At 40.8% G+C, this 24867-nt stretch carries 24 protein-coding genes; 14 read left to right on the top strand and 10 right to left on the bottom strand.

The features are described 5' to 3' along the window. The first annotated feature begins 81 nt into the window (after positions 1-81). Genes gyrA through EOD41_RS09720 form a run of 3 tightly spaced genes read left to right on the top strand, consistent with a single transcriptional unit; the run spans position 82 to position 5115 of the window. Positions 82-2715: a DNA gyrase subunit A gene (gene gyrA / locus EOD41_RS09730; protein ID WP_127704623.1), complete on the top strand. Its 2634-nt coding sequence runs from the start codon at positions 82-84 to the stop codon at positions 2713-2715. Positions 2716-2723: 8 nt separating this feature from the next. After that, positions 2724-3860 (top strand): tetratricopeptide repeat protein, encoded by a 1137-nt coding sequence (locus EOD41_RS09725; RefSeq protein WP_127704622.1) that lies wholly within the window; start codon positions 2724-2726, stop codon positions 3858-3860. After that, the gene (locus EOD41_RS09720; protein WP_127704621.1) at positions 3850-5115 is read left to right on the top strand and encodes a tetratricopeptide repeat protein; all 1266 of its coding nucleotides are present in this window, start codon (positions 3850-3852) and stop codon (positions 5113-5115) included. Before EOD41_RS09725 ends, EOD41_RS09720 begins: the two co-directional genes overlap by 11 nt. Positions 5116-5211: 96 nt before the next feature. Here EOD41_RS09720 and EOD41_RS09715 read toward each other — a convergent pair whose 3' ends face one another. The 5 genes from EOD41_RS09715 to EOD41_RS09695 form a co-directional block, all read right to left on the bottom strand. Further along, a complete protein-coding gene (locus EOD41_RS09715) occupies positions 5212-5775 on the bottom strand; it encodes a DUF4256 domain-containing protein (RefSeq protein WP_127704620.1) in 564 nt (187 codons plus the stop codon). A gap of 4 nt (positions 5776-5779) precedes the next feature. Further along, complete coding sequence (locus EOD41_RS09710) at positions 5780-6166, bottom strand: DoxX family protein (RefSeq protein ID WP_127704619.1); 387 nt, start codon at positions 6164-6166, stop codon at positions 5780-5782. Continuing rightward, positions 6163-6630 carry an SRPBCC family protein gene (locus EOD41_RS09705; protein WP_127704618.1) on the bottom strand — a complete coding sequence of 156 codons (468 nt, stop codon included), beginning with the start codon at positions 6628-6630 and terminating at the stop codon, positions 6163-6165. Before EOD41_RS09705 ends, EOD41_RS09710 begins: the two co-directional genes overlap by 4 nt. Before the next feature lie 7 nt (positions 6631-6637). Beyond that, complete coding sequence (locus EOD41_RS09700; RefSeq protein WP_127704617.1) at positions 6638-6961, bottom strand: ArsR/SmtB family transcription factor; 324 nt, start codon at positions 6959-6961, stop codon at positions 6638-6640. Positions 6962-7089: 128 nt separating this feature from the next. Next, on the bottom strand, positions 7090-7293 hold the full coding sequence (locus EOD41_RS09695; protein ID WP_127704616.1) for a hypothetical protein: 204 nt from the start codon (positions 7291-7293) through the stop codon (positions 7090-7092). Between the two features lie 182 nt (positions 7294-7475). On the opposite strand from EOD41_RS09695, the gene EOD41_RS09690 reads away from it, so the two are divergent. From EOD41_RS09690 to EOD41_RS09680, 3 genes are read left to right on the top strand one after another with little or no spacing between them, the layout of a single operon-like run. Beyond that, the gene (locus EOD41_RS09690; protein ID WP_127704615.1) at positions 7476-7964 is read left to right on the top strand and encodes a PaaI family thioesterase; all 489 of its coding nucleotides are present in this window, start codon (positions 7476-7478) and stop codon (positions 7962-7964) included. Beyond that, entirely contained in the window at positions 7961-8413 is a 453-nt protein-coding gene (locus EOD41_RS09685) for a GNAT family N-acetyltransferase (protein ID WP_127704614.1), read from the top strand. Before EOD41_RS09690 ends, EOD41_RS09685 begins: the two co-directional genes overlap by 4 nt. 13 nt (positions 8414-8426) lie before the next feature. Continuing rightward, a complete protein-coding gene (locus EOD41_RS09680) occupies positions 8427-9050 on the top strand; it encodes an AlbA family DNA-binding domain-containing protein (protein ID WP_127704613.1) in 624 nt (207 codons plus the stop codon). Positions 9051-9102: 52 nt separating this feature from the next. Here EOD41_RS09680 and EOD41_RS09675 read toward each other — a convergent pair whose 3' ends face one another. Further along, the gene (locus tag EOD41_RS09675; RefSeq protein ID WP_127704612.1) at positions 9103-9387 is read right to left on the bottom strand and encodes a hypothetical protein; all 285 of its coding nucleotides are present in this window, start codon (positions 9385-9387) and stop codon (positions 9103-9105) included. A 93-nt stretch (positions 9388-9480) separates the two neighbouring features. On the opposite strand from EOD41_RS09675, the gene lepA reads away from it, so the two are divergent. Both lepA and EOD41_RS09665 read left to right on the top strand, forming a co-directional pair. Next, entirely contained in the window at positions 9481-11268 is a 1788-nt protein-coding gene (gene lepA / locus EOD41_RS09670) for a translation elongation factor 4 (protein WP_127704611.1), read from the top strand. Between the two features lie 124 nt (positions 11269-11392). Then, entirely contained in the window at positions 11393-12271 is an 879-nt protein-coding gene (locus EOD41_RS09665) for a bifunctional 5,10-methylenetetrahydrofolate dehydrogenase/5,10-methenyltetrahydrofolate cyclohydrolase (RefSeq protein ID WP_127704610.1), read from the top strand. Positions 12272-12372: 101 nt separating this feature from the next. Here EOD41_RS09665 and EOD41_RS09660 read toward each other — a convergent pair whose 3' ends face one another. After that, positions 12373-12720: a Rieske (2Fe-2S) protein gene (locus EOD41_RS09660; RefSeq protein WP_127704609.1), complete on the bottom strand. Its 348-nt coding sequence runs from the start codon at positions 12718-12720 to the stop codon at positions 12373-12375. A gap of 1 nt (position 12721) precedes the next feature. Continuing rightward, positions 12722-13486 (bottom strand): hypothetical protein, encoded by a 765-nt coding sequence (locus EOD41_RS09655; RefSeq protein WP_127704608.1) that lies wholly within the window; start codon positions 13484-13486, stop codon positions 12722-12724. A gap of 102 nt (positions 13487-13588) precedes the next feature. Here EOD41_RS09655 and EOD41_RS09650 point away from each other — a divergent pair, with 102 nt between their 5' ends. Next, positions 13589-14212 carry a 7-carboxy-7-deazaguanine synthase QueE gene (locus EOD41_RS09650; RefSeq protein ID WP_127704607.1) on the top strand — a complete coding sequence of 208 codons (624 nt, stop codon included), beginning with the start codon at positions 13589-13591 and terminating at the stop codon, positions 14210-14212. Positions 14213-14249: 37 nt separating this feature from the next. Beyond that, positions 14250-16151 (top strand): OmpA family protein, encoded by a 1902-nt coding sequence (locus EOD41_RS09645; RefSeq protein WP_240663315.1) that lies wholly within the window; start codon positions 14250-14252, stop codon positions 16149-16151. Between the two features lie 94 nt (positions 16152-16245). On the opposite strand, the gene recQ is transcribed toward EOD41_RS09645, so the two are convergent. Then, entirely contained in the window at positions 16246-18438 is a 2193-nt protein-coding gene (recQ, locus tag EOD41_RS09640) for a DNA helicase RecQ (RefSeq protein ID WP_127704826.1), read from the bottom strand. A 230-nt stretch (positions 18439-18668) separates the two neighbouring features. Between recQ and EOD41_RS09635 the strand changes: the two genes are divergently transcribed. From EOD41_RS09635 to EOD41_RS09625, 3 genes are all read left to right on the top strand, one after another. Continuing rightward, complete coding sequence (locus EOD41_RS09635) at positions 18669-19754, top strand: mannose-1-phosphate guanylyltransferase (RefSeq protein ID WP_127704606.1); 1086 nt, start codon at positions 18669-18671, stop codon at positions 19752-19754. A 141-nt stretch (positions 19755-19895) separates the two neighbouring features. After that, positions 19896-20966 carry an NHL repeat-containing protein gene (locus tag EOD41_RS09630; protein WP_127704605.1) on the top strand — a complete coding sequence of 357 codons (1071 nt, stop codon included), beginning with the start codon at positions 19896-19898 and terminating at the stop codon, positions 20964-20966. A gap of 108 nt (positions 20967-21074) precedes the next feature. Next, positions 21075-22151, top strand: coding sequence for an NHL repeat-containing protein (locus EOD41_RS09625; RefSeq protein WP_127704604.1), 1077 nt, complete (start codon positions 21075-21077; stop codon positions 22149-22151). A 40-nt stretch (positions 22152-22191) separates the two neighbouring features. On the opposite strand, the gene rlmB is transcribed toward EOD41_RS09625, so the two are convergent. Continuing rightward, entirely contained in the window at positions 22192-22968 is a 777-nt protein-coding gene (rlmB, locus tag EOD41_RS09620; RefSeq protein ID WP_127704603.1) for a 23S rRNA (guanosine(2251)-2'-O)-methyltransferase RlmB, read from the bottom strand. 283 nt (positions 22969-23251) lie between these two features. Between rlmB and dnaB the strand changes: the two genes are divergently transcribed. Then, positions 23252-24811, top strand: a complete 1560-nt coding sequence (gene dnaB / locus EOD41_RS09615; protein WP_127704602.1) for a replicative DNA helicase — start codon at positions 23252-23254, stop codon at positions 24809-24811. Positions 24812-24867: the final 56 nt, after the last annotated feature.

Genomic DNA, 24867 nt, shown 5'->3' with positions numbered 1-24867 from the left:
ATAATTTCTTAACTTCGCAGGTCGCTTAAAAGTGAGATTTGAAGCGGCGTATACGAGAAGAGTTCTACATTAAAAACAAAAATGGCTGACGATATAGAAAACGACCACCCACAAAACGAAGACCGTATAATTTCGATAAATATTGATGAACAGATGCGTTCGGCATACATTGACTATTCAATGTCTGTTATCGTATCAAGGGCTTTACCTGATGTGCGCGATGGCTTAAAACCGGTACACAGGCGTGTACTTTATGGCATGCTCGATCTTGGTCTTGCCAGCAACAAACCATATAAAAAGTCGGCCCGTATAGTGGGCGAGGTGCTGGGTAAATATCACCCGCACGGCGATACTTCTGTTTATGACGCCATGGTGCGTATGGCGCAAGAGTGGAGCTTGCGTTATCCATTTGTTGAGGGTCAGGGCAATTATGGTTCTATAGACGGCGACCAACCGGCGGCCATGCGTTATACCGAAGCAAGGCTGCAAAAAATTGCTGAAGAAATGCTGGCCGATATCAATAAAGACACTATTGATTATCAGCTGAACTTTGACGATTCGCTTGAAGAGCCAACCGTTCTTCCTTCAAAAATACCGAACCTGCTGGTTAACGGTGCCTCGGGTATCGCAGTAGGTATGGCAACAAATATGCCGCCGCATAACCTGTCGGAAATTGTTAACGCGACAATTGCCCTGATAGATAACCGTAGCATAGAAGTGCCTGAACTGATGCAATATATTAAGGGGCCAGATTTCCCTACAGGTGGTATAATTTACGGCTATGAAGGCGCAAAGCAAGCCTTTGAAACCGGACGCGGCCGTATAGTAATACGTGCACGTGCCGAAATTGAAACTTATAATAACGATCGTGAGCGGATCATTGTTTCTGAAATACCTTACCAGGTAAACAAGTCGATAATGATTGAACGTACCGCTGAGCTTGTTAATGAGAAAAAGCTGGAAGGTATATCAGCAATTCGCGATGAATCTAACCGTGAAGGTATCCGTGTTGTATATGAAATTAAACGCGACGCAAATGCTGCTATTGTATTAAATAACCTGTATAAATATACTTCGCTTCAAACTTCGTTCAGCGTAAATAATATCGCGCTGGTACAAGGCAGGCCAATGCTGCTCAATTTGAAGGATATGATCCATCATTTTGTAGAGCACAGGCATGAAGTGGTTATCCGCCGTACTAAGTACGAACTGGCCGAGGCTGAAAAACGTGCCCACATACTTGAAGGCTTACTTATAGCGCTTGACCATCTTGACGAAGTAATTAAGCTTATTCGTGGTTCAGCTACGCCGGATGAAGCGCGTGAAGGCTTAATGCAACAGTTCGGCCTTAGTGATATACAGGCACGTGCGATATTGGATATGACGCTTCGCCGTTTAACCGGACTGGAGCGTGATAAGATCAAGGATGAATATGCCGCATTAATGCAGCAAATAGAATACTTAAAATCTGTTTTAGCCGATGAAGGCCTGCGTATGCAGATCATTAAAGATGAACTGCTTGAGGTAAAAGAAAAATACGGCGACGAGCGTAAAACCGAAATGGTACACTCATCTGCCGAAATGCAGACAGAGGATTTTATTGAGGATGAGGATGTTGTAATAACTATTTCTCATGAAGGTTATATCAAGCGCACGCCTTTAACTGAATACCGCACACAAAGTCGTGGGGGCAAAGGCGCTATAGGAAGTAACAGCCGCGATGAAGATTTTATTGAGCACCTGCTGATTGCTTCTAATCATAACTACATGTTGTTCTTCACTGAAGCAGGACGTTGTTTCTGGCTGAGGGTGTTTGAGATACCTGAAGGTACACGTACCTCAAAAGGCCGTGCTATCCAAAACATTATCAATATTCCGAAAGAAGAAAAGATCAAGGCTTATATCAAGCTTACAAGTCTTAAAGATCAGGAATATCTTGAGAACAATTACATCATTATGTGTACCCGCAAAGGTACCATCAAAAAAACATCGCTTGAGGCGTATTCGCGTCCGCGTGCAAATGGTATCAATGCAATAAATATCAACGAAGGCGACTCGCTGCTTGAGGCTACACTTACAAGTGGCGGTAGTGAGATTGTGATGGCGTTGAAATCGGGCCGTGCAATCCGCTTCAATGAGGCTACCGTTCGTCCGATGGGTCGTACAGCCACCGGGGTACGTGGTATTACGCTTGATAGTGATAATGACGAAGTTGTAGGTATGATCAGTGTTAACGGCCCTGAAACTACAGTACTTGTAGTATCAGAAAAAGGTTATGGTAAACGTACCGATATTGAAGACTACCGTGTAACGAACCGTGGCGGAAAAGGTGTAAAAACACTTAGCATTACCGAGAAAACGGGCAATTTGGTGGCTATAAAAGACGTTACTGATAAAGATGACCTGATGATCATAAACCGTTCGGGCGTTATTATCCGTATTGCCATGAGCCAGTTACGTGTAATGGGACGCGCTACGCAAGGAGTGAGGCTAATAACCCTTAAAGGTAATGATGAGATTGCATCGGTAGCCAAAGTGGAACATGATCCGGAAGAGGAAACAGAAGTAATTGATGCTGTAGCTGAAGCTACTACATCAGAAGAAGCTGAAATTACACCTGAAGCTTCTGCCGATGAACCGGAAATTGGAGAAGAACCGGAAACCGACGAGCCTGAAGCAGATGATGAAGGCGACGCCGAAGATGAGAACGAATAAATAATTGAATGAAGTACCGCAAGGTCATATTATCAATTTTTATACTACTGTTTGCCGCGAACTTTGCTTTCGGACAATCGGAAGCGCTAAAAGTAGTGGCAAACAGCCTTGGTTTTTATAAAAACACCAAGGATGTAAACTATCTGGCAAGGGCTAAAAAGTCTGTAGACAGTCTGATTGTAAGCCGGCGTGATTCAAATAACATTGAAAAGCTGGTTTATAAAGGCCTGGTATACGCTACCATTTTACAGGAAGACACGCTCAACAAGCTGAATCAGCCGGCTGATTTCTTTACACAAACAGCTCAGTTTGTGGATACAAAACTCTCAATGCATCGAAAAATAAGGCAATACCCTGATGAACTAAAGTTTATAAGACAATGTCTTGCCAATGCCTGCATACGCGAAGGATTCAAGTACATGGATAAGTCAGACTTTATAAACGCCGAGCGCTACTTTAGCAAGGCTCGAGTTTATATTCCTGAGTACAAAACACTTAACGTTTATCTTGCTTATTCAAATAATAAACTTGGCAATCTGCAAACAGCGGCAAAATTTTATAATAATCTTATAAATTCTGATAATATAACCGCTGAGCACATTCAGGCTGCGGCAAACATTAACATGGCGGTAGGAGACACTGCTATGGCGCTTGAGATTATACAAAAAGGAAAAAAGTTGTTACCTGGTGATAAGTTTCTTATGCTTGATGAAGCCAACATTTATAACAACAAAAGAGACTATAAAGCGTTACTACCACTATTACCAGCTCTACTAAACGAATATAAAACCAACGCGGAAGTTGTATTGGTTGCGGCTAATTGTTATGACAGGCTGGGTATGTATGACAAAGCTGAAGAGATGTATTTGCAGGCAATTGATTTAAATAGCGCTGCTTTTGATCCGGTTTTTAATCTTGCATTATTATATTATAAGAAGAGCGTTATAGATAAAGATAGTGACGGTGTTTTAAAGAACCTGTATTACGCAACGCGCTGGTTTGAAAAGGCAAACGAGATTTTACCGGCAGACGTAAAAAGTTTACAACTTTTGCAACAGATATATACACAAACAGGCAATACACGCCAGTTAAACAAGATAAATAGTAAATTAAAACAGTTAACTGAAATAACTTATGAAAATTAAATTTTTTATGGCCGGCTTGCTGGCTTTAACGTCAGTAACGGCTTTTGCCCAAAAGGGTGAATTAAATAAGGCTACAGATGAGTATGAAAAATACGAAGGCCTTAAATCAGCAGGGGGGGCGCTTGCAGCATCAAGCTTGACTAATGCAAAAACCGCAATTGATAAAGCCGCTGCCAATGAAAAAACGGCAAATTTGCCTCAAACTTATGCTGTTAAAGCACTGGTTTACTCAAATTTGGCTTTGAATGATTCTGTAGCCACAACCTCATCACCATTATTCACAGCAGCAGAAGACGCCTATAAAAAGGCAAAAGAACTTGATACAAAAGGCGAAAACAAAGCACGGATTGAAAATGCCGGCAAATATTTAGCACAATATCAATTAAATAAAGGTGTAAAAGAATACCAGGCCGGTAAATATGATGTTGCTTACTCAGCGTTTGATTATTATCGCAATATTTTACCAGAAGATACCAACGCTATTTATTACACCGGTTTGTCGGCAGCTAATGCAAGTCAAAAAGATCCGAAGTATTTTCCGCTGGCAATAAACAATTATACAAAATTGCTTACTACGCCATATTCCAAAAATGATGATATATATTTCGAACTGTCAACGCTGCATTTAATGAATAAGGATACAGCCGCAGCTTTTAAAGTATTATCTGAAGGTGTTGCTAAGTATCCTGCAAAATCAAATCTGCGTTCACGCGAGATAGAGCTTAACCTCGTAATGGGTAAAGAAACCGAAGCTATTTCGAAAATTGAGTCCGCTATTGCAAACGAGCCTAATAATAAAACACTTTATTACTATGCTGGTATTACTTATGCAAAAACAGCAGAAGCTTTAGAAAAAGATGCTAAAAAGAGCAAGGTTGCTGCTAAAAAAGCTGAACTGAACACCAAAAAGCTTGATTACTATAACAAAGCTGCTGCTATGTATAAAAAAGCATTAGAAATTGATCCTAATTATAAAGAAGTAACTTTCAACTTAGGATCAGTTATGCTGATGCCGGCTATCGATTTATATAACGAAGCACGCAATTTACCGCTAAGCAAGCAGAAAGAATACACAGCAAGCCTTACAAAAGCACGTGCTATGGGTGATGCAGCTTTACCATACCTGCAAAAAGCTGTTGACGCTGATCCAAAATCTGGTGATGCATTGTTAAATTTGAAAAGCTATTACCTGTTAAAAGATGATATGGCAAACGCCAATAAAGTACAAAAGCAAATTGATGCTTTAGGAAAATAATAATAGGGGCCGTAAAAAACGGCCCTTTTAAATATATCAGCTACTTAACATAATGTTAATTATAGGAAAATTTGATTTTCCGTTTATAAGATATATCTACACTTTTAACAAGCCACGGAAACCTCTGGCAGCATAATAAGATTCGGCGCCATTATGATATGTAAAAACTGTATCATACCGGCGGTCGCAAAATATAGCGCCACCTAGTTTTCTGATAGCATCCGAAGTTTTTACCCAACTGGATGTTTTTGTGTCGAATTTTCCAATGCTTTGCAACTCCCGATATTGTTCTTCAGTTAACATTTCGATGCCCATCGCCGCCGCCATGTCTATAGCGCTATCAGCCGGTTTATATTCTTTTCTTGAGTTTAAAGCGTCACGATCATAACATAAACTACGCCGGCCTTTAGGGCTTTCTGTCGAGCAGTCAACAAAATGGTATTCACCAGTTTGCTGGTCATATTTTATTACATCGGGTTCACCGCCGGTTAATTCCATTTCATCAAGCGTCCATAGCTTATCAGTGTTCACTTCAAGTTTTGCCTGTACATCCAACCATTCTATATCATTATGGCGCTGCATATTTTTTTCGAAACGGTTTTTTAATATGGCAAGCAGCTCTTCGCGCCGTTCTGCCGGTAATTCCTTTTTATTGTGCATATTTTTAAACTAAATATTTGGTGATTGTCTTTCTGTTAGCCGGCCTAAAATACCATGATATTACTGTAAGCATAAGCAACAATACCGGTCCAAAAATATCTTTGGCACCGTCATGGCAAAACAAATGTGAAAATATTGCTCCAGACATTGTAAAGAAAAAACCGGCGTATGCCCATTCTTTCAATATGGGAAATTTAGGAATAAGCACTGCAATAACTCCTAAAATTTTCCAAACGCCAATTAATGTCAGAAAATACAAAGGATAACCAAGATGTGTCATCATAGCTACTTCCTGCTTTTGTTTAATTAATTGCACACTTCCGGTTGATAGCATGCCTAATGAAAGCCACAAAGTAGCGATCCAATAAACGACCTTTTTTCTTCTATTCATGAAATAGTACTGAATATTTTTTGTATTCGGTTATGCGCCATGTTAATGCCTTGTGTAAAAGGTAGTTTTAGCACCTGGTCGCGTTGCTCAACCGACTCATATATTACATGCATGCTTAGTTTGCTGGTGCCGGCTGTAAGCGCTTCAAATTCATAAACTTCAAGCTGAACACCAAATTGCATATTCTCCATTTCAAAAGTTCGAATGATCTTCTGATTTGAAATAAATTCATGAATTACCCCGGTTGCAGTGAAGGCCACATCCCCTTTCGGATTGCTGGTTTCGAACGAGTAGCTACCATGCTTTCTGCTTTCAAGCTTAAGCACCTTTGTGCCCATCCACTGCTCAATAAATTCAGCTTCTTCATAAGCCTTAAATAATAGTTCCAATGGCAAATCAAAGTGGCGGGTTATTACCAGGTCCTGCTTACCATCTTCGGCGTGTACTTGAGTTTTTTGTTTCATACTTATGTTATTTTTTGGGTTTATAGGCTTTCATAACTGCTTCCAGTTTATTGAATCTCTCGTCCCACATTTGCCTGAACGGTTCAATAAAGTCGGCAACTTCCTTCATTTTTTTTGCATTTATATGATAGTGAACTTCACGGCCGCTTTGTTCCTGATGTAGTAACTCGCATTCGGTAAGTATTTGTAAATGCTTTGATATTGTTGGCCTGGCGGTATCAAAGTTTGAAGCTATTGCACCGGCTGTAAGTGATTGTGAAGCAACAAGCAATAATATAGCCCTTCTTGTAGGGTCGGCTATAGCCTGAAAAACATCTCTTCGTAAATTCATTTATGTAGCTATTTGACTACAAATATATATGTAGCTATTTAACTACGCAAATTTATTTTAAAGCTCTTTGTGCTATAAAAACAAAAAACCCGGCAAAGGCCGGGTCATAAATCTGTGTCAGATAATTATTATTTAACTGAATCAGCTTTTGTAGTATCGGTTGTTGTTGCTGCAGTATCAGTTGTTGTACCTGACGTTGCAGTATCAGTAACGGCTGCTGAATCGGTTGCTGCGGTATCTGAACCGCCGGTTTGGCTTTGTGAACTACAGCCGGTTGCAATGGCGCCTAATAACGTGACAGCCAAAGCAAAACTTAACATTTTCTTTTTCATACATATCAGATTTAAGTGACTATTCATTTTGTTCAATGTGTACTGCAACAACGCTGCCAAAACTTTATTGTTTGAAAAAAACATTAATAAAATGCTATAACCCCAAACATTTTATCTAGATATATATCTATACAGCAAGTTTTTTATAAACCTTACTTGTAATCAAAGTATATTTAGCTGTTATGACTGTACGTGAAAGTACTTTAAAGTGGTTAATGCGCTTCTATCCTCCCCTGTTCTTGCAGCGTATCTGGGTAGTTAGGTTTCATCCAAAATTTAAAGGTGTTGATATAAAAATCAACAAAAGCATTTTTAATCAAAACTATAATAAATCAATATTCGGCGGCAGTATTTTTTCGGCAGCCGATCCGTTTTATCCGGTATTGTTTCATCAAATTTTTTCTGCTAAGGGATATGATCCTATAGTGTGGCTTAAATCGTGTAATATACAGTATCTAAAACCCGCACGAACAGCGCTTTATTGTACCATGCTTGTCACCGATGATATAGTGGCGCAGGCCGAACAGGAACTGCAGTTAAATGGCAAGTTTGTAATTACCTTACCTGCAGAAATGGTTGATAAAAACGGGATGCACTGCGTGTCATTAATGTGTGAAGTTTATGTGCGTGATAAGAATTTTAATGATAAAAATGCTAACTTGACACCATGAGTACGGTGATGAACGACACTGCATTTTTAGCTAAAGGCTATACCATTTCAACAGATAAAAGCCTTCTTGATTTTGACGTAATATATAATTACTTGAGTACCGAATCGTACTGGGCTAAAGGTATGCCGGCCGATAAACTAAAAACGGCCATTGAAAACTCTATATGCTTTGGCATATATCAGCATAACAAACTGGCTGGCTTTGCCCGTGTGGTAACCGATAAGGCTACATTTGCATACCTTTGCGACGTTTTTATACTTGATGCGCACCGCAGGCAGGGTTTATCAAAATGGCTTGTGCAAACAATTATTGGCCATCCCGAATTGCAGGGCTTGCGCAGATGGGCGTTGGCCACTGCCGACGCGCATGGCTTATACAGACAGTTTGGTTTTACTGAATTAACCAATCCCGAACGCTGGATGGGAATTTATCAACCATATACAATTTAAAACGTGACATACCATGAATATAAAGAGATTGATATATGAAGGTGAAGGTGTATCACTTGATTTCAAAAAAACTATTACGCGTTGTGAAAAGATAGCCAAAACCATGGTTTCATTCGCCAATAATAAGGGCGGTAAACTTTTGGTGGGCGTTGCTGATAATGGTGCTATACTTGGCGTAAAATCAGAAGAAGAAGAAAAATATATGCTTACCCGGGCCGCTCATTTTTATTGCCGCCCTGCCTTAGAACCGGCTTTTGAAGAAGTGTATATTGACGATAAAGTTGTTTTAGTAGCAGACATTGCACCAAGTGACGAAAAGCCGCATTATGCCCTTGGCGAAGATGGAAAATGGTGGGCGTACATCCGTGTAAAAGATAAAAGCGTTTTAGCCAGTAAAATTGTACTGGATGTGCTTAAACAATCCGGTAATGATACAGGTGTGATGATCGAATACTCCTCAAAAGAAAAAGCACTGCTTGAGTATCTTGAAAAAATGCAGCGGATAACGGTAAAACAGTTTTGCGAATTGCTGAACATCGGTCGCCGGCGTGCTCAACGTATACTTGTAAACCTTGTACTTTCGGGTGTAATATTAGTACATACTACTGAAAAGGAAGAGTTTTATACTGCAGCATAAAATCATGTAGATTAAATAAAAAGCCCTTAACTGGGCTTTTTATTTACTAAATTTATCTCATTGCTTCTTGTTCGCGTAAAGCCTGAATGTTATTATTGTTGCTGTATTCGTTAGTTTGCGAGGCAAAGTCATCAAGTATTGCCGCAATAGTATCCAGATTATCTGCAACGCGCTGATGCATATCAGGCAGGTCTTTTTCAAGCCTTTTATCGCCCAGATCAATGTTATCAGTTTCAATTTTTGCAAGCTTTTGTATGATGGCCTGCTGACTGTTTTTCAGGTCTTCAAGCTCATGAACAATCTTTTCCATAAGCCCGAACTTTTTTAATGTATCCATAAGTATCGGTTTAAATTGTTTGTAAGGCAATAATTTTGCCAAATTGAATACCTATACCAATTGTCGCCTTAAAAACGTATTTTTGCGCCTCTGATGGAGCATATTCGTAATTTTTGCATTATAGCGCATATCGACCATGGTAAGAGTACACTTGCCGATCGTTTGCTTGAATACACCAATACTATAACTCAGCGCGAAAGCCAGGCCCAATTGCTTGACGATATGGATCTTGAGCGTGAACGCGGTATCACCATAAAAAGCCATGCCATACAAATGGATTATGAGCTTGATGGTAAAAAGTATGTGCTCAACCTGATTGATACTCCCGGACACGTGGATTTTTCGTACGAGGTGTCACGCTCTATAGCGGCCTGCGAAGGTGCGTTGCTTATTGTCGACGCTGCACAGGGCATACAGGCGCAAACCATTTCAAACCTGTACCTGGCGCTGGAAAATGACCTGGAAATTATCCCTATCCTGAATAAAATGGACCTTCCGGGCGCTATGCCTGAGGAAGTAAAAGACCAGATAGTTGACCTTATTGGCTGCAAACGTGAGGAGATTATTCCGGCATCGGGTAAAACCGGAATGGGTGTGCACGATATTTTGCGCGCTATTGTTGAGCGCGTCCCTGCGCCTGTTGGCGATCCGGAAGCACCGTTGCAGGCACTGATATTTGACTCGGTATTCAACTCATTTCGTGGTATCATCGCTTACTTTAAAGTGGTTAACGGCGAGATACGCAAAGGCGACAAAGTAAAATTTGTGGCTACCGAAAAGCAATACCTTGCTGATGAAGTAGGAACACTTAAACTTCGTCCGCTTGAAAAGCAAGTGATAAAAACCGGCGACGTAGGCTACATCATTTCCGGAATTAAAGAAGCTAAAGAGGTTAAAGTTGGTGACACCATTACCAAGGTTGACCGCCCTTGCGCCGAAGGAATACAAGGTTTTGAAGAGGTAAAACCAATGGTATTCGCTGGTATTTACCCGGTTGACACCGAGGATTATGAAGAGTTGCGCGAATCAATGGCGAAACTTCAGCTGAATGATGCTTCCCTGGTTTTTGAACCCGAATCGTCGGCGGCATTGGGTTTTGGTTTCCGTTGCGGTTTCCTGGGCATGCTGCACATGGAAATCATCCAGGAACGCCTTGAACGCGAATTTAATATGACGGTGATCACCACCGTACCAAACGTATCGTACATCGCCCATAGCACTCGCGGTGAAGAGATTATTGTAAATAATCCATCTGACCTGCCTGATCCAAGCAAAATAGACCACGTTGAGGAACCATTTATCAAGGCAACAATTATTACGAAGAGTGATTTTGTTGGTTCGGTAATGTCGCTGTGTATTCAAAAGCGTGGTATGATAGTGAACCAGTCGTACCTCACTTCCGATCGGGTAGAACTTGTGTTCGAGATGCCGATGGGTGAAATCGTATTCGACTTTTATGATAAACTGAAAACTATTTCTAAAGGTTACGCATCGTTTGATTATCATCAAATTGGTTACCGTACCAGTGATTTAGTAAAACTGGATATCCGTTTGAACGGCGAACCGGTAGACGCGTTGTCATCGCTGATACACCGCAGCAACTCGTACGATTTTGGAAAAAAAATATGCGAAAAGCTTAAAGAACTTTTACCACGCCAGCAATTTGAAATAGTTATACAGGCTTCTATCGGTGCCAAAATTATTGCACGTGAAACGGTGAAAGCCATGCGTAAAGACGTTACTGCCAAATGTTACGGCGGCGACATCTCTCGTAAACGTAAACTATTGGAAAAACAAAAAGCAGGTAAAAAACGGATGCGTCAGGTGGGCAACGTAGAGATACCGCAAAGCGCGTTTATGGCGGTTTTGAAACTGGACTAAATTTTTCATAAAGATTCAAGAATCAGGAGTCAAGAATTAAGAGAAGCTTCTGATTCAACTTATTAATTAATAAAATGAGCCAAGGACTTCTTAATTCCTGACTCTTAATTCTTGATTCTCAATAATGCAGTTACTCGACGGAAAATACGTATCAGAAAAACTTAAGGTAGAAATAGCTGAACAGGCTGCCGAAATTTTAGCGAACACCGGGCGCAAGCCGCACCTTGTTGCTGTTTTGGTTGGACACGATGGCGGCAGCGAAACCTACGTAGCCAGCAAGATGAAGAATTGCGAAAAGGTTGGTTTTAAATCGACCTTGGTACGTTATGAAGACGATGTAACCGAAGAAGAACTGTTGGCCAAAGTTGCTGAACTTAACGCTGATGAAGACATTGATGGCATCATCGTTCAACTTCCACTGCCAAAACATATCGACCCTGAAAAAGTAACCGAACGTATTGACCACCGCAAGGACGTTGACGGTTTTCACCCGGTAAACTTGGGCCGAATGCAGCGTAACCTGCCTTCGTTTATCCCGGCTACCCCATACGGTATTACTCTGATGCTCAAAGAATACGGAGTTGAAACTGCCGGCAAGCATTGCGTAGTGGTTGGTCGCAGTAACATTGTCGGCTCGCCAATGAGTATATTGATGGCGCGTAATACCTACCCCGGCAACTGCACTGTAACCATTTGCCATAGCCGCACACCAGATATTAAAAAATTTACTTTAGATGCTGATATTCTAATCGTTGCTATAGGCAAAAAGAATTTCATCACCGCCGATATGGTTAAAGAAGGCACCGTGGTTATTGACGTGGGCATGAACCGCGAAACCTCTACCCTAACCAAATCAGGCTACAAACTTTATGGCGACGTTGATTTTGAAAACGTGGCACCAAAAGCCTCATGGATAACCCCGGTACCCGGTGGAGTTGGTTTAATGACTATTATTGGCCTGCTGAAAAACACGTTAGCTTCGGCTAAGGGTGAAGTTTATTGAGATTATTGTAATGTTGTTCTGTATTAGCACTTTGTCATGCTGAGGTACGAAGCATCTATTGGCTAACATATCCTTCACTATGTTCAGAATGACAAGGTAGACTACTCCTCAAACGTAAACATCGCTTTCAGCTTTTCCCAAAACGAGCCTATACCAACATATACCTCATTTCTTTTAAGTTTAACAGGATAAGTCTCCACATAATCATTTTGGCCTGGGCTGCCGCGACCCGTTGTGAGTTGGTACGAGTAACGATGCACCGGGCACACCAGTTTACCATCCTTACACCAACCGCCGCTAAGATCTTCTCCAGCATGAGGACAGCGTGAACCCATCGCAAACACCTCCCCTTCGTATCCTACCAAACAAATTTGTTTACCGGCAATTTTTTCTTTCCTGATAAACGGCTGACCTGTGAAATTTAAATCAGGTACTTTATACCATTGCATATCAAAAATCTACCTGCAGGTTCATAATCGCCGGATTTTTTATGATCTCATCCATATCGGTAATTAGCGTTACGCTTTTCCTGTCGGCAGAAAGTACTGCTTTTGAGTTATTTACTTTTTTAACAGGCTTTGCAAAATTGAGTACCACTTTATAAGGCATATCAATCAGCATAGCTTTAGCCATTATAAGTGTTGATTGTGTTTTCTTCAGGAAAGCGTTGAATTTCACCTTATCAACTATCCGGCGGAAACGCGTTGGTGTTATTTCGTATGTATAGTAATCCTGTCCTGCCATAAGGCTTTGCGAATCGATATCACCTTTCTTAGTGGGATTTTTAGCAATGGCGCTAAGCTGGCTATTCATGGATATCTTGGAGATGTTTTTTAAATAATATTCAAGGTCGGCAGCATTTTTAGCCACATGGCTTACGTTTACCTTCATCAGGCTTTTACGCAGGTCCATTTTAACCGACAGGTCGCTGGTTTTAGCCAGTTGTACATCTTCAGCAGACATGTTTCGTTGAATACTATCAGGTATGGCGCTGTAAAAGTTAAGAGAAGTATCTTTTGTAATCGAAAATTCGGGTGTAGCCTGAACTGAATCCGTCATCAGATTTTTTAAAACAGACACAGCCCGGCTCATATCAAATCCGTAAACTACCCTGCATGATCCATCAGCACGGAAAGTATAGCGCTCTTCAATATCAACACATGAGCTTAAGCCCAGCAGCATGAGAACGATAATAACAGGTACAAATCTTCTCATAAAGGTAAATTTAACGTAATAATAATCAATCGTATTGGTAATAAGAACTTTCATTCTCAATAAGGCATAAAATGAATGTTTATATTTGCAAATTATTAATATATGGCGCACATCATTCCAGACGACGGCTCGCAACTTCCATTAATGGAAGAGTTTTACACCATTCAAGGCGAAGGATACAACACCGGTAAAGCCGCGTATTTTATCCGTTTGGGTGGCTGTGATGTTGGCTGCCATTGGTGCGATGTAAAAGAAAGCTGGGATGCCGAATTACATGCGCTTACACATGCTGATGTTATTGTAACAAATGCGGCAATACATCCTGCCAAAACAGTGGTGATTACAGGTGGCGAACCTTTGATATATAATTTAGAATACCTTACCACAAAGCTGCATGAACAAGGTATCAAAACTTTTATTGAAACTTCTGGCGCTTATCCTCTTTCAGGTAATTGGGACTGGATATGCTTGTCACCTAAAAAATTTAAAGCGCCAACTTTAAGTGTCGCTCAAAAAGCTGATGAATTAAAGGTGATTGTTTTTAATAAATCAGATTTTGAATTTGCCGAACAAAATGCGTTACTTGTAGGGCCCGATTGCAAACTATTTTTACAGCCCGAATGGTCAAAGGCAAAGGAAATGACGCCGCTTATTGTTGATTATGTGATGAATAATCCCAAATGGGAAATCTCCCTGCAGACACATAAGTTTTTGAATATTCCTTAAATGATTGTACCTTACCTTATTATATTATCCCTAAGTTATGCGCCCTGCTCTTATTTTTTGTTTGCTGGCGATGATTTGCCTGTCGGCATACAGCCAGGACGGATCATATACCAGCAAAAATAAGCAGGCTGTAAAGCACTATACTGCTGCCGGGCAGCAACTCAATAAGCGACAATATGATGAAGCTATTATAGAACTTCAACAGGCCATTAAAGAAGACCCTGATTTTATTGAAGCGCACATTCAACTTGGAGATATTTTCAGGCTAAAGCGTGATTTTAAACCGTCTGCCGAAAGCTATCATAAAGCTATTTCCATTAACGCTGTATTTAACCGGGGCGTTTATTTGAAACTTGGAGAAATTGAGATCAGCCTTGCGCAATACCATGAGGCTAAGCAGCACCTGGAAAAATATTTAACATATGCAAATCTCAATCAGCAGAGCAACGCTTATGCACAAAAGCTGCTTGCCGATTGCCTGTTCAGTATTGAGGCGCTTAAACATCCCGTTGCCTTTAAACCACAAAACATTGGGCCTGAGATTAACTCCGCAGATGACGAATATATGCCGGTAGCTACTGCCGACGAAAGCACATTGATATTTACCAGGCAGATCAGCAACAATGAGGATTTTTATAAAAGCAGCAAGAAGGATGGTAAATGGCAAAAAGCTACGTATCTGAGCACACGTATCAATACGCCTAACTATAACGAAGGCGCACAATCCATATCGCAAGATGGCAAATACCTTTTTTTCACAGGATGTAACCGCCCCGATGGCCGTGGCAAATGTGATATATACATCGCGCAAAAACGTGGAGATGACTGGGGCAAACCGGTTGGCATAAATCCACCCGTTAATACAGGGGCCTGGGAATCACAACCATCAATAAGCGCTGATGGACGTACATTATATTTTGTGAGCAATAAAGCAGGTGGTTTAGGTGGTTATGATATCTGGAAAACTACATTAACAGATAACGGTTGGACAGAGCCGGAAAACCTTGGACCGAGTATCAATACACCATTTGATGAGCAATCACCTTTTATTCATCCTGATGATAACACGTTATATTTCTGCTCGAACGGCTGGCCGGGCATGGGGAATAAAGATTTATTTGTAAGCCGTTTAGGCAAAGACGGTAAATGGCAAAAGCCCGAAAATCTGGGCTACCCTATCAATTCGAGCGGTGATGAAAACGGGTTGACGCTGACTGCTAATGGAAATTACGCTTTTTTTTCGTCAAATAACCTGCAGGGGCTGGGTGGCTTTGATATTTATACATTCGAGCTTCCGAAAAATATCCGGCCATTGCCGGTTACTTACGTAAAAGGACATGTTAACGACGCGCTGACCAATAGTCCGCTGGAAGCTAATATTGAAATTATCGATCTGGAAAAAAATCGCATTGTTTACCAGGATTACAGTTCTGAAGATGACGGAGAATTTCTGGTTACGCTTACATCGGGTAAAAACTATGGCTTGAATATTTCTAAGGGCGGATATTTGTTCTATTCAGAAAATTTCTCTCTTATAGGCAGGGAACCAAAATCGCCATTCAACATACAGGTATCTCTTTCTCCTATTGGTGTTGGCAAAAAAGTAGTATTGAAAAATATTTTTTTCGATACAAATAAGTTTGATCTTAAGCCTGAATCAAAGGCCGAACTGCAGAAACTGGCGCAGTTTTTAAATGAAAATCCCACTATAAAAATTGAAATATCAGGCCATACAGATAATGTAGGGAACGATGAGCATAATCAAACCTTGTCTAAAAACCGGGCCAAAGCCGTTTATAATTACCTTGTAGCCGGCGGAACTGATGCTAAACGGTTGTTGTTTAAAGGTTATGGCAAAAGTCAGCCTATTGCTAATAACAATACAGAAGAAGGGCGCCAGCAAAACCGGCGTACTGAGTTCAAGATACTTGCCAAGTAAAACAACTTGGATTTTAAGGAACAGTATGAAATAAAAAAAGGTTAAAAATCAGTATTACTGATCTCTATCCTTAATCCTCAAATCATTTATATTCCTAATTTCCCAATTCGCTCATAAACTTTATGCGCATTAACTGTACTTCTTCATATGTGTAATCGTCACCACCAAGCTCGGCAATAGCATGGTCGATAGAGTCGTCTTCGGCGGTTTTGAAGTAGTCGAAAACCTCATCCTGTTTATCCTCGTCAATTACCTCGTCTATATAATAATCAAGGTTAAGCTTAGTACCCGAGTTAACTATTGATTCCACCTCACGAAGTATTTCCTCGTAAGTAAGTCCTTTTGAAGCAGCAATATCCTCAAGATTAAGGTGCCTGTCGATATTTTGAATAATATAAACCTTAAGCGCCGATTTATTGGCAGCGCTTTTTATCACCATATCAACCGGGCGGTCAATATCATTATCCTCAACATATTTTTTAATGAGTTCGATAAACGGTCCGCCAAATTTAAGTGCTTTACCTGCGCCAACACCTGATATCTGCTTCATTTCCTCCATACTGATGGGATAATGCGTACACATTTCCTCGAGCGATGGATCCTGGAATATTACAAACGGCGGAAGGCTTTTTTGCTTGGCAATCTTTTTGCGCAGGTCCTTCAGCATTTGAAGTAGTTCGGTATCAAGAGCGCCACCGCCTTGCTTAGGTCCTTCTTCGCCATCCTCATCATCGGCCGCTTCCATTTCGCGGTTCAATATAAAGCGTATGCTGTATGGGTTGTCAATAAAATCATTGCCCTTTTCTGTCAGACGAAGTAAACCGTACTGATCTATATCTTTTGACAGGAAGTTATCCAACAAAGCCTGACGCAATACCGAGTTCCAAAGGTTCTCGCCGTCCTCTTTACCTAAACCGAAGTATGGCAAAGTATCATGCTCATAATTACGTATCTGTGGGTTATCAGCACCTGTCAATACATCTATGATGTAGCGGTCGTCAAACTTCTCGTCAATATGTTTTATCAGGCTAAGCACTTTGTGCAGGTGCTCTTCAGCATCGAAGAAAGTTTTTGGCGCACAACAGTTATCGCACATGTTTCCGCAGCTACTTTCATCAAAGTTTTCGCCAAAGTAATGTAGTATCTGCTTACGGCGGCATACTGATGATTCGGCGTAATCTATCACCTCTTTGAGTATTTGCGTGCCTATCTCGCGTTCAGATACCGGCTTGTCCTTCATAAACTTCTGAAGTTTATCTATATCTTTTTGCGAATAAAAAGACACACATACGCCTTCACCGCCATCACGTCCGGCACGACCGGTCTCCTGGTAGTAGCCTTCCATGCTTTTAGGCACGTCGTGGTGAATTACATAGCGCACATCGGGTTTATCAATACCCATCCCGAAAGCTATGGTTGCCACAATAACTTCAACATCTTCCATCAGGAACTTGTCCTGCGTTTCGGCGCGTACTTTGGCATCAAGCCCGGCATGGTAAGGCAGGGCGCGGATACCATTTAGATTTAACACCTCTGCCACTTCTTCAACCTTTTTACGGCTTAAGCAATATATGATGCCCGATTTACCGGTATTTTGCTTTACAAACTTTACTATTTCTTTTATAACGCTGCGCTTTGCACGTACTTCGTAAAACAGGTTTGTACGGTTAAACGACGATTTGAACACCGTCGCGTTATTCATTTGCAGGTTCTTTTGTATATCGTGCTGCACTTTAGGTGTAGCAGTAGCGGTAAGTGCTATAATGGGAATGTTCTCACCAATGTTGCTTATTACCTGGCGTATCTTGCGGTATTCCGGGCGGAAATCATGTCCCCATTCAGATATACAGTGCGCTTCGTCAACAGCTACAAACGATACATGATTCAGACGCAGAAAGTCGATGTTTTCCTGCTTTGTAAGTGATTCTGGAGCGACATAAAGCAGCTTTGTTTTACCGCCCAGAACATCTTCTTTTACACGGGCTATTTCTGATTTTGTAAGAGAGGAATTTAGAAAGTGTGCAATGCTGTCTGATCCGCCGAAAGCCCTTAGCTGATCAACCTGATTTTTCATCAGCGCTATCAGCGGCGATATGACAATAGCGGTTCCTTCACTCATTAAAGCCGGCAACTGATAACACATTGATTTACCCCCGCCTGTGGGCATGATAACAAACGTATCATTACCGGCAAGGATATTGGTTATAATTGCCTCCTGGTCGCCCTTGAAATTATCAAATCCAAAAAAATTCTGTAGGTTATCAAAAAGCGACTTTTTAGTCTCGATCATTATAATTGATGTTGTATTTGTGCTTGTTTTATTAAAAGTTCAAAATAACAATATTTTTCAAAATAACGATAGGTTTACATTAAAATTTTATAGAAAAATGATTAATTAAATAAAAACATTTTAACGGTTTGTTACTTTTTATTCCGATTATAGCACAATATGCATTTGGGCTTATATTTTACAAATATTATGTACAAATTTGAGCCACTTAACATTTACGACCTTTCATGAACAGTAACTATTATGCCATTATTATGGCCGGCGGAATTGGCAGCCGTTTCTGGCCTATTAGCCGCACTTCGCATCCAAAACAGTTTATTGATATTTTAGGTACAGGAAAAACACTCATTCAAAATACTTATGAAAGGTTTTTAAAGGTTTGCCCAAAAGAAAATATATACGTTGTAACTAATGAAAACTATACACAACTGGTGAAAGAACAACTGCCCGACATGGCAGATAACCAGATACTTACCGAGCCGGTAATGCGTAATACCGCTCCTTGTGTTGCATATGGTTGTTTTAAGATAGAGAGCATAAACCCTGAAGCATCTATTGTTGTTGCGCCTTCTGATCATTTGATACTCGATGAAAATGCTTTTATTGCAGCAATAGAAAAATCATTACAAAAAGCTGCTGAACATAACTGCCTGATAACACTTGGCATCAAGCCTTCGCGCCCTGATACCGGTTATGGTTACATTCAATATACTGATCAAACCATAGGTGAGGATTTTCATAAGGTTAAGACTTTTACCGAAAAGCCTAACGTAGAACTTGCGCGTACCTTTCTGCAAAGCGGCGACTTCCTTTGGAACGCAGGCATATTTGTATGGTCAGCAAAAAATATTGTTGCGGCATTTAATAGTTATCTACCGGATATGCATGAAATATTTGCTGACGCACGCTCGGTTTATAACAGCGAGCATGAAAAGCCGCACATTCACAAAGCTTATCAGCAATGCATAAATATTTCTATAGATTACGGTATTATGGAAAAAGCTGATAACGTTTATGTACTTCCTTCGGAATTCGGTTGGAGCGATTTGGGTACCTGGGCTTCTATATACGACTTGTCGGAAAAGGATTATGTAGGTAACGCTGTTATACCTGCCGAGAAGGTTATTATGTATGATTCGTCAAACTGTATGGTAAATGTTCCGGGCGAAAAGCTGGTAATATTGCAGGGCTTACATGATTATATTGTGGTAGAATCAAACAACACTCTGCTTATTTGCCCACGCGATCAGGAGCAAAACGTAAAGCAAGTTGTAGCAGATGTTAAGCAAAAATTCGGTACCAAATATATTTAACACATTGAAAAAGAATGCAAAAGCCGGGCAGTGGCCCGGCTTTTTTGTTTCACAGGTTTACATAATAGTAAACATTAGTTTACGGCACTTTTAAAGGATTCGTATTATCCATCCCTTTGTAAGCAAAACACTCAACTACTTATGAAAACTAAAGCTTACAAACTGTTGCTATGCGGCACATTACTTGTTGCTGCATGTAAAAAAGATCCTCAGATTATTAAAGAGGACACTGCTGATGCTGCAAATGATAATATGAGAGTAACGGCCATTGACAGTAATTACTTACCATTGACTGTAGTAACCATTGCCGGTAAGGCTAACACCGAAGGCTATGCTGACGGATCTGGTAAACAAGCCCGTTTTAATGGCCCATGGGGTATTGACCTTATGGATGATGGTACCTTATATGTAGCCGAAGTATTTAACCACACCATACGTAAAATAACGCCGTCAGGAGTTGTATCAACGGTTAACATACCATCGCATCGTGATGGTACATCGCTTACAAACCCGCTTGCGGTTAGGGTTGCTCAAGACGGAACTATTAACATCGTTGCGACTGACTATACCGAACAGATACGATATAAAATATGGATAGTGAAACCAAACGGACAGTTACTTACACCAAATACGCACACAGAACAATACTATTATTATGATCTGGCTAAAGATCCTTATAGCGATGATTACTGGGTTTGCGGCGTAACAGGAGATTTTGATGATGTTAACGGCCCGCAGGCTGTAGTTGAAAAGTTTCAGATTAATACGGATGGTAGTATAGGCACCAATGGTATTAATATTCCATCAGAAAAATTAAACCCGTATGATCAGCAATCGCCGTTAGTTGTGAATATTTTTTGCGGATATAACGGTGTTAAATACTTGGTGGTACGAAACCAACACATTTACAAACTAACACCTTCAGGAAAATTGACATTGCTTTTTCCCAACGTTGTGTTCAATGGTGTTTACAGCGTGGTATCAACCAAAGACAGCCGTACTTTATACATAGCCGAGGGCAGCAAAATTAAAAGGTACTTTAACGGAAAGCTGCAATATTTGGTTGGCCCGCAAAAACCTTATGATGGGGGCGATGGCGTGGGTTCAAGTGCCGACGTTACAGCACATCACATGGTGTTGTCAAAGGATGAAAGCACATTGTATTTTACTGACTATCAACATAATACCATACGAAAATTGCTATTAAGATAATTACAATCAGCAGTAAATCACAATGTTGCACAATATGATACCCATTTGGTTAAGGTCCTTTTAAAGGATTTGCATAATCCATCATTTTGTAGGCAAAACTAATCTCTTATGAAAACGAAAGCTTACAAAATGTTGCTATGCGTCATGTTAATTATTGCCGCATGTAAAAAAGACTTCAAAAACAAAAAAAATGAATCCGACTTCACTGTAGATGATCAAATGAAAGTGACGGTTATTGACAGTAATTATTTACCCTTAACAGTAAAAACTATTGCAGGTAATCCCGCTGCTCCCGGATATGCGGATGGATCAGGGAATCAGGCCCGGTTTAATGGCCCCTGGGGGATTGACCTTATGGACGATGGTAGCTTATATGTTGCCGAATACTACAATCATAAAATACGCAAAATAACACCGCCTAATATTGTATCAACAGTAAACATCCCACAAAGCAGTGATGGCGTACCTTTAAGACACCCTATTATAGTAAAGGTGGCTAAAGACGGTACTATAAACATCATAGCATTAGAAGACGAAAATATTTTTAATTATAAAGTACTAATAGTTAAACCAAACGGTCAGGTTATCACTCCCAAACTTCATTCATCCGAACATTTTTACCAGGATCTGGCTAAGGACCCATATAATAATTTTTACTGGATGTGCGGCGTTGAAACGGATAGAGTACATACTAAGGGCGGACCAAAAGCAATTGTAGAAAAATTTTTATTAGACGCTAACGGTGTTATAGGTACAGATACATATACACCGCCAAAAGAGAGCCTTACCGGGCCAAGTGACAAAGAACATCCTACTGTGACTGATATTTTCTGCGGATACAACGGTGTTAAATACCTGGTTGTTGGGAACAAGCATATTTATAAATTAACACCATCCGGGCAGTTAACATTGCTTTTTCCTAATGTTCAATTTACCAGTATTCACAGTATTGTTGTTACCAAAGACAGCCGTACAATGTACATTGCTGATGGCGGAACTATAAAAAGCTATTTTAATGGCAAATTACAATACCTTGTAGGCCCGCATCTCCCTTATGATGGTGGCGATGGTGTTGGTACAAGTGCTGATGTGGCAGCAGAACATATGGCTCTATCAAAAGATGAAAGCACTATCTACTTTACAGATTACGCTAACGACACAGTAAGAAAGCTGCTATTAAGATGATCTGAAAAGTGTTGGTGATCAGAAATTGGCTAATTTCTGATCACCAATCACTGTTTACAACACCTCTTTGGCGTATAGCTTCGTATAATATAACACCTGCCGATACACTGACATTTAACGATTCAATCTCACCATACATAGGGATTTTAGCCAAATGATCAGCTATACGGATAATTTCTTTACGGATGCCGTCTTCTTCAGATCCCATAACAATTGCAGTTGGTGCGGTATAATCTGGTTTGTACAGGTAATCGTTGGTTTTCTCGGTACAGCAAACTAATTGCAGGCCGCTTTCCTGAATAAACCTAACTGTTTGCATAAAGTTATCGTGCCGGCAAACGGGTATCTTGTATAAAGCCCCAGCCGAAGTTTTTACAGCGTCGGGGTTTATTTGTGCCGAGCCTTTTGCAGGTACAACAATAGCATGCACGCCGGCACATTCGGCAGTACGTGCAATTGCACCCATGTTGCGTACGTCGGTAATACTGTCCAGTACTAAAATAAGCGGCACCTCTCCCCTTTCAAATATTTCGGGAATAATGTTCTCTATCTTTTGGTAAACTATCGGCGATATAAAAGCTACTACGCCCTGATGATTTTTTGGTGTTAAGCGGTTCAGCTTTTCTATTGGTACCTGCTGTGCAGTTATCTGGTATTCAGCCATTAGTGTTTTAAGCTCGCCCAGCAAACTACCGCCTAAACCACGCTGGATATATAACGACTCTATTTCTTTACCTGCCCGTATCGCTTCAATAACAGCACGAATGCCAAATATCATCTGATTACTTTCACGGTGCTGTTTTTGCTGAAATGACATGAACTGTATGTTTTTGTGACCGCCAAAAATAGTTATAAAAATTTCTTAATAAGTAACTTCTTATTAATTCTGTTCGCCAATGCAAAATTGAGGCAATCCACACAAAAATATTTTTTCAACAGGTATCCAAACGCATTGTATCAAAGCAATTTAGATGAATTTATCAACATGCCTGTGTGAATTAGACAATGCGGTAACATACGCGTTTTCGGGGTTTTAAATCAAGGCCGAAAAAAATCTTCACTTTAGGAAATCAGCTAATTTTTTGTATATTTTTGTGGGTATGATTTCTGAGAACGATAACCAATTTAAGCCGAATACAAACGACAGACGTAGCCGGTTCAACTCCCCTAATTCAAACACCATCATGGGTAAGCTGCCACCTCAGGCGGTTGACCTTGAAGAGGCTGTTTTGGGTGCGTTGATGCTGGAAAAAGACGCCCTGTCGTCGGTTATCGATATACTTAAGCCTGAAGTTTTTTACGTTGAGGCGCACCAAAAGATATTTCAATCCATCCGTTTATTATTCGAACGCACCTCCCCTGTTGATATCCTTACCGTTACTGCGCAATTACGCCAGCAAGGTGAACTGGAAATGATAGGCGGTGCTTATTATATCACGCAGCTTACTAATCGTGTAGCTTCGGCAGCAAATATTGAGTACCACGCACGGATCATTATTCAGAAATATATCCAACGTGAACTGATACGCATATCAACCGAGGTGATCAATGATGCATACCAGGATACTACAGACGTGCTCGACCTGCTTGATAAGGCTGAAAAAAATCTGTTCGATATAGCCCAAAATAACCTTCGCCGCGATTCGCGCAAGATGGACGACCTGATGCACGAAACGCTGAAGGAAATTGAGGCGCTTAAAGATAAAAAAGACGGTTTAACAGGTGTGGCTTCAGGCTTTACCGAGCTCGACCGTATGACCTCCGGCTGGCAAAAATCCGACTTGGTAATTATTGCTGCCCGCCCTGCGATGGGTAAAACAGCTTTCGTATTAAGCTGCGCGAGAAATGCCGCTGTCGATTTCAGTAAGCCGGTAGTGGTGTTCTCACTCGAGATGTCATCGGTACAGTTGGTTAATCGTCTGGTATCAGGCGAAGCGCAAATTGAGCAGGAAAAAATCCGTAAAGGTAATCTTGAACCATGGGAATGGGAACAGATACACAGCCGGGTTGGTAAACTGGAGCAGGCACCGCTAATTATTGACGATACGCCGGCCTTGAACATTTTTGAATTCAGGGCGAAATGCCGTCGTTTAAAATCACAACACGATATTCAACTTATCATCATCGACTACCTGCAGCTAATGCATGGCAAAGCCGATAACAAAGGCGGCGGTAACCGTGAGCAGGAAATTGGTAGTATCTCCCGAGCGTTAAAATCTGTAGCTAAAGAGTTGAACGTACCGGTTATAGCGCTTTCACAGTTAAGCCGTGCTGTTGAAAACCGTCCTGGTGGTTCAAAACGCCCGATGCTTTCCGACTTGCGTGAATCCGGCTCTATCGAGCAGGATGCCGATATGGTATTGTTCCTGTACCGTCCTGAATATTATGGTTTGGATGTGGATGAAGACAATAATCCTACACAGGGCGTGGGCGAGGTAATTATAGCCAAGCACCGTAACGGCGAAACCGGTCGTGTAAGGTTGAAATTCGTTGGTAAGTACGTGAAATTTGAGGACCTTGAAACCAGTAACGATTTTGGTATTGGGAATAATGCCTTTGCAGGTTTGGCGCCATCAGCGGGCTTTGATAACCCTAATCCAAGCAACTTCATAATACGCCCATCAAGAATGGATGAAATGGATGATGAATCGCCGTTTTAATAGATTGTGAGTAACAATGGTGCTTAACAAACTGAATGTCATTTCGACCGTAGGGA

Origin of the sequence: Mucilaginibacter limnophilus (assembly GCF_004005815.1) — a bacterium.
Lineage (GTDB): Bacteria > Bacteroidota > Bacteroidia > Sphingobacteriales > Sphingobacteriaceae > Mucilaginibacter > Mucilaginibacter limnophilus.
This window is presented reverse-complemented; position numbering and strand designations above follow the sequence as displayed.

Bases quoted from the DNA above. Each gene is read 5' to 3' on its own strand.
- gyrA (WP_127704623.1), top strand. From the start codon at position 82: ATGGCTGACGATATAGAAAACGACCACCCACAAAACGAAGACCGTATA.
- EOD41_RS09725 (WP_127704622.1), top strand. From the start codon at position 2,724: ATGAAGTACCGCAAGGTCATATTATCAATTTTTATACTACTGTTTGCC.
- EOD41_RS09720 (WP_127704621.1), top strand. From the start codon at position 3,850: ATGAAAATTAAATTTTTTATGGCCGGCTTGCTGGCTTTAACGTCAGTA.
- EOD41_RS09715 (WP_127704620.1), bottom strand. From the start codon at position 5,775: ATGCACAATAAAAAGGAATTACCGGCAGAACGGCGCGAAGAGCTGCTT.
- EOD41_RS09710 (WP_127704619.1), bottom strand. From the start codon at position 6,166: ATGAATAGAAGAAAAAAGGTCGTTTATTGGATCGCTACTTTGTGGCTT.
- EOD41_RS09705 (WP_127704618.1), bottom strand. From the start codon at position 6,630: ATGAAACAAAAAACTCAAGTACACGCCGAAGATGGTAAGCAGGACCTG.
- EOD41_RS09700 (WP_127704617.1), bottom strand. From the start codon at position 6,961: ATGAATTTACGAAGAGATGTTTTTCAGGCTATAGCCGACCCTACAAGA.
- EOD41_RS09695 (WP_127704616.1), bottom strand. From the start codon at position 7,293: ATGAAAAAGAAAATGTTAAGTTTTGCTTTGGCTGTCACGTTATTAGGC.
- EOD41_RS09690 (WP_127704615.1), top strand. From the start codon at position 7,476: ATGACTGTACGTGAAAGTACTTTAAAGTGGTTAATGCGCTTCTATCCT.
- EOD41_RS09685 (WP_127704614.1), top strand. From the start codon at position 7,961: ATGAGTACGGTGATGAACGACACTGCATTTTTAGCTAAAGGCTATACC.
- EOD41_RS09680 (WP_127704613.1), top strand. From the start codon at position 8,427: ATGAATATAAAGAGATTGATATATGAAGGTGAAGGTGTATCACTTGAT.
- EOD41_RS09675 (WP_127704612.1), bottom strand. From the start codon at position 9,387: ATGGATACATTAAAAAAGTTCGGGCTTATGGAAAAGATTGTTCATGAG.
- lepA (WP_127704611.1), top strand. From the start codon at position 9,481: ATGGAGCATATTCGTAATTTTTGCATTATAGCGCATATCGACCATGGT.
- EOD41_RS09665 (WP_127704610.1), top strand. From the start codon at position 11,393: ATGCAGTTACTCGACGGAAAATACGTATCAGAAAAACTTAAGGTAGAA.
- EOD41_RS09660 (WP_127704609.1), bottom strand. From the start codon at position 12,720: ATGCAATGGTATAAAGTACCTGATTTAAATTTCACAGGTCAGCCGTTT.
- EOD41_RS09655 (WP_127704608.1), bottom strand. From the start codon at position 13,486: ATGAGAAGATTTGTACCTGTTATTATCGTTCTCATGCTGCTGGGCTTA.
- EOD41_RS09650 (WP_127704607.1), top strand. From the start codon at position 13,589: ATGGCGCACATCATTCCAGACGACGGCTCGCAACTTCCATTAATGGAA.
- EOD41_RS09645 (WP_240663315.1), top strand. From the start codon at position 14,250: ATGCGCCCTGCTCTTATTTTTTGTTTGCTGGCGATGATTTGCCTGTCG.
- EOD41_RS09635 (WP_127704606.1), top strand. From the start codon at position 18,669: ATGAACAGTAACTATTATGCCATTATTATGGCCGGCGGAATTGGCAGC.
- EOD41_RS09630 (WP_127704605.1), top strand. From the start codon at position 19,896: ATGAAAACTAAAGCTTACAAACTGTTGCTATGCGGCACATTACTTGTT.
- EOD41_RS09625 (WP_127704604.1), top strand. From the start codon at position 21,075: ATGAAAACGAAAGCTTACAAAATGTTGCTATGCGTCATGTTAATTATT.
- rlmB (WP_127704603.1), bottom strand. From the start codon at position 22,968: ATGTCATTTCAGCAAAAACAGCACCGTGAAAGTAATCAGATGATATTT.
- dnaB (WP_127704602.1), top strand. From the start codon at position 23,252: ATGATTTCTGAGAACGATAACCAATTTAAGCCGAATACAAACGACAGA.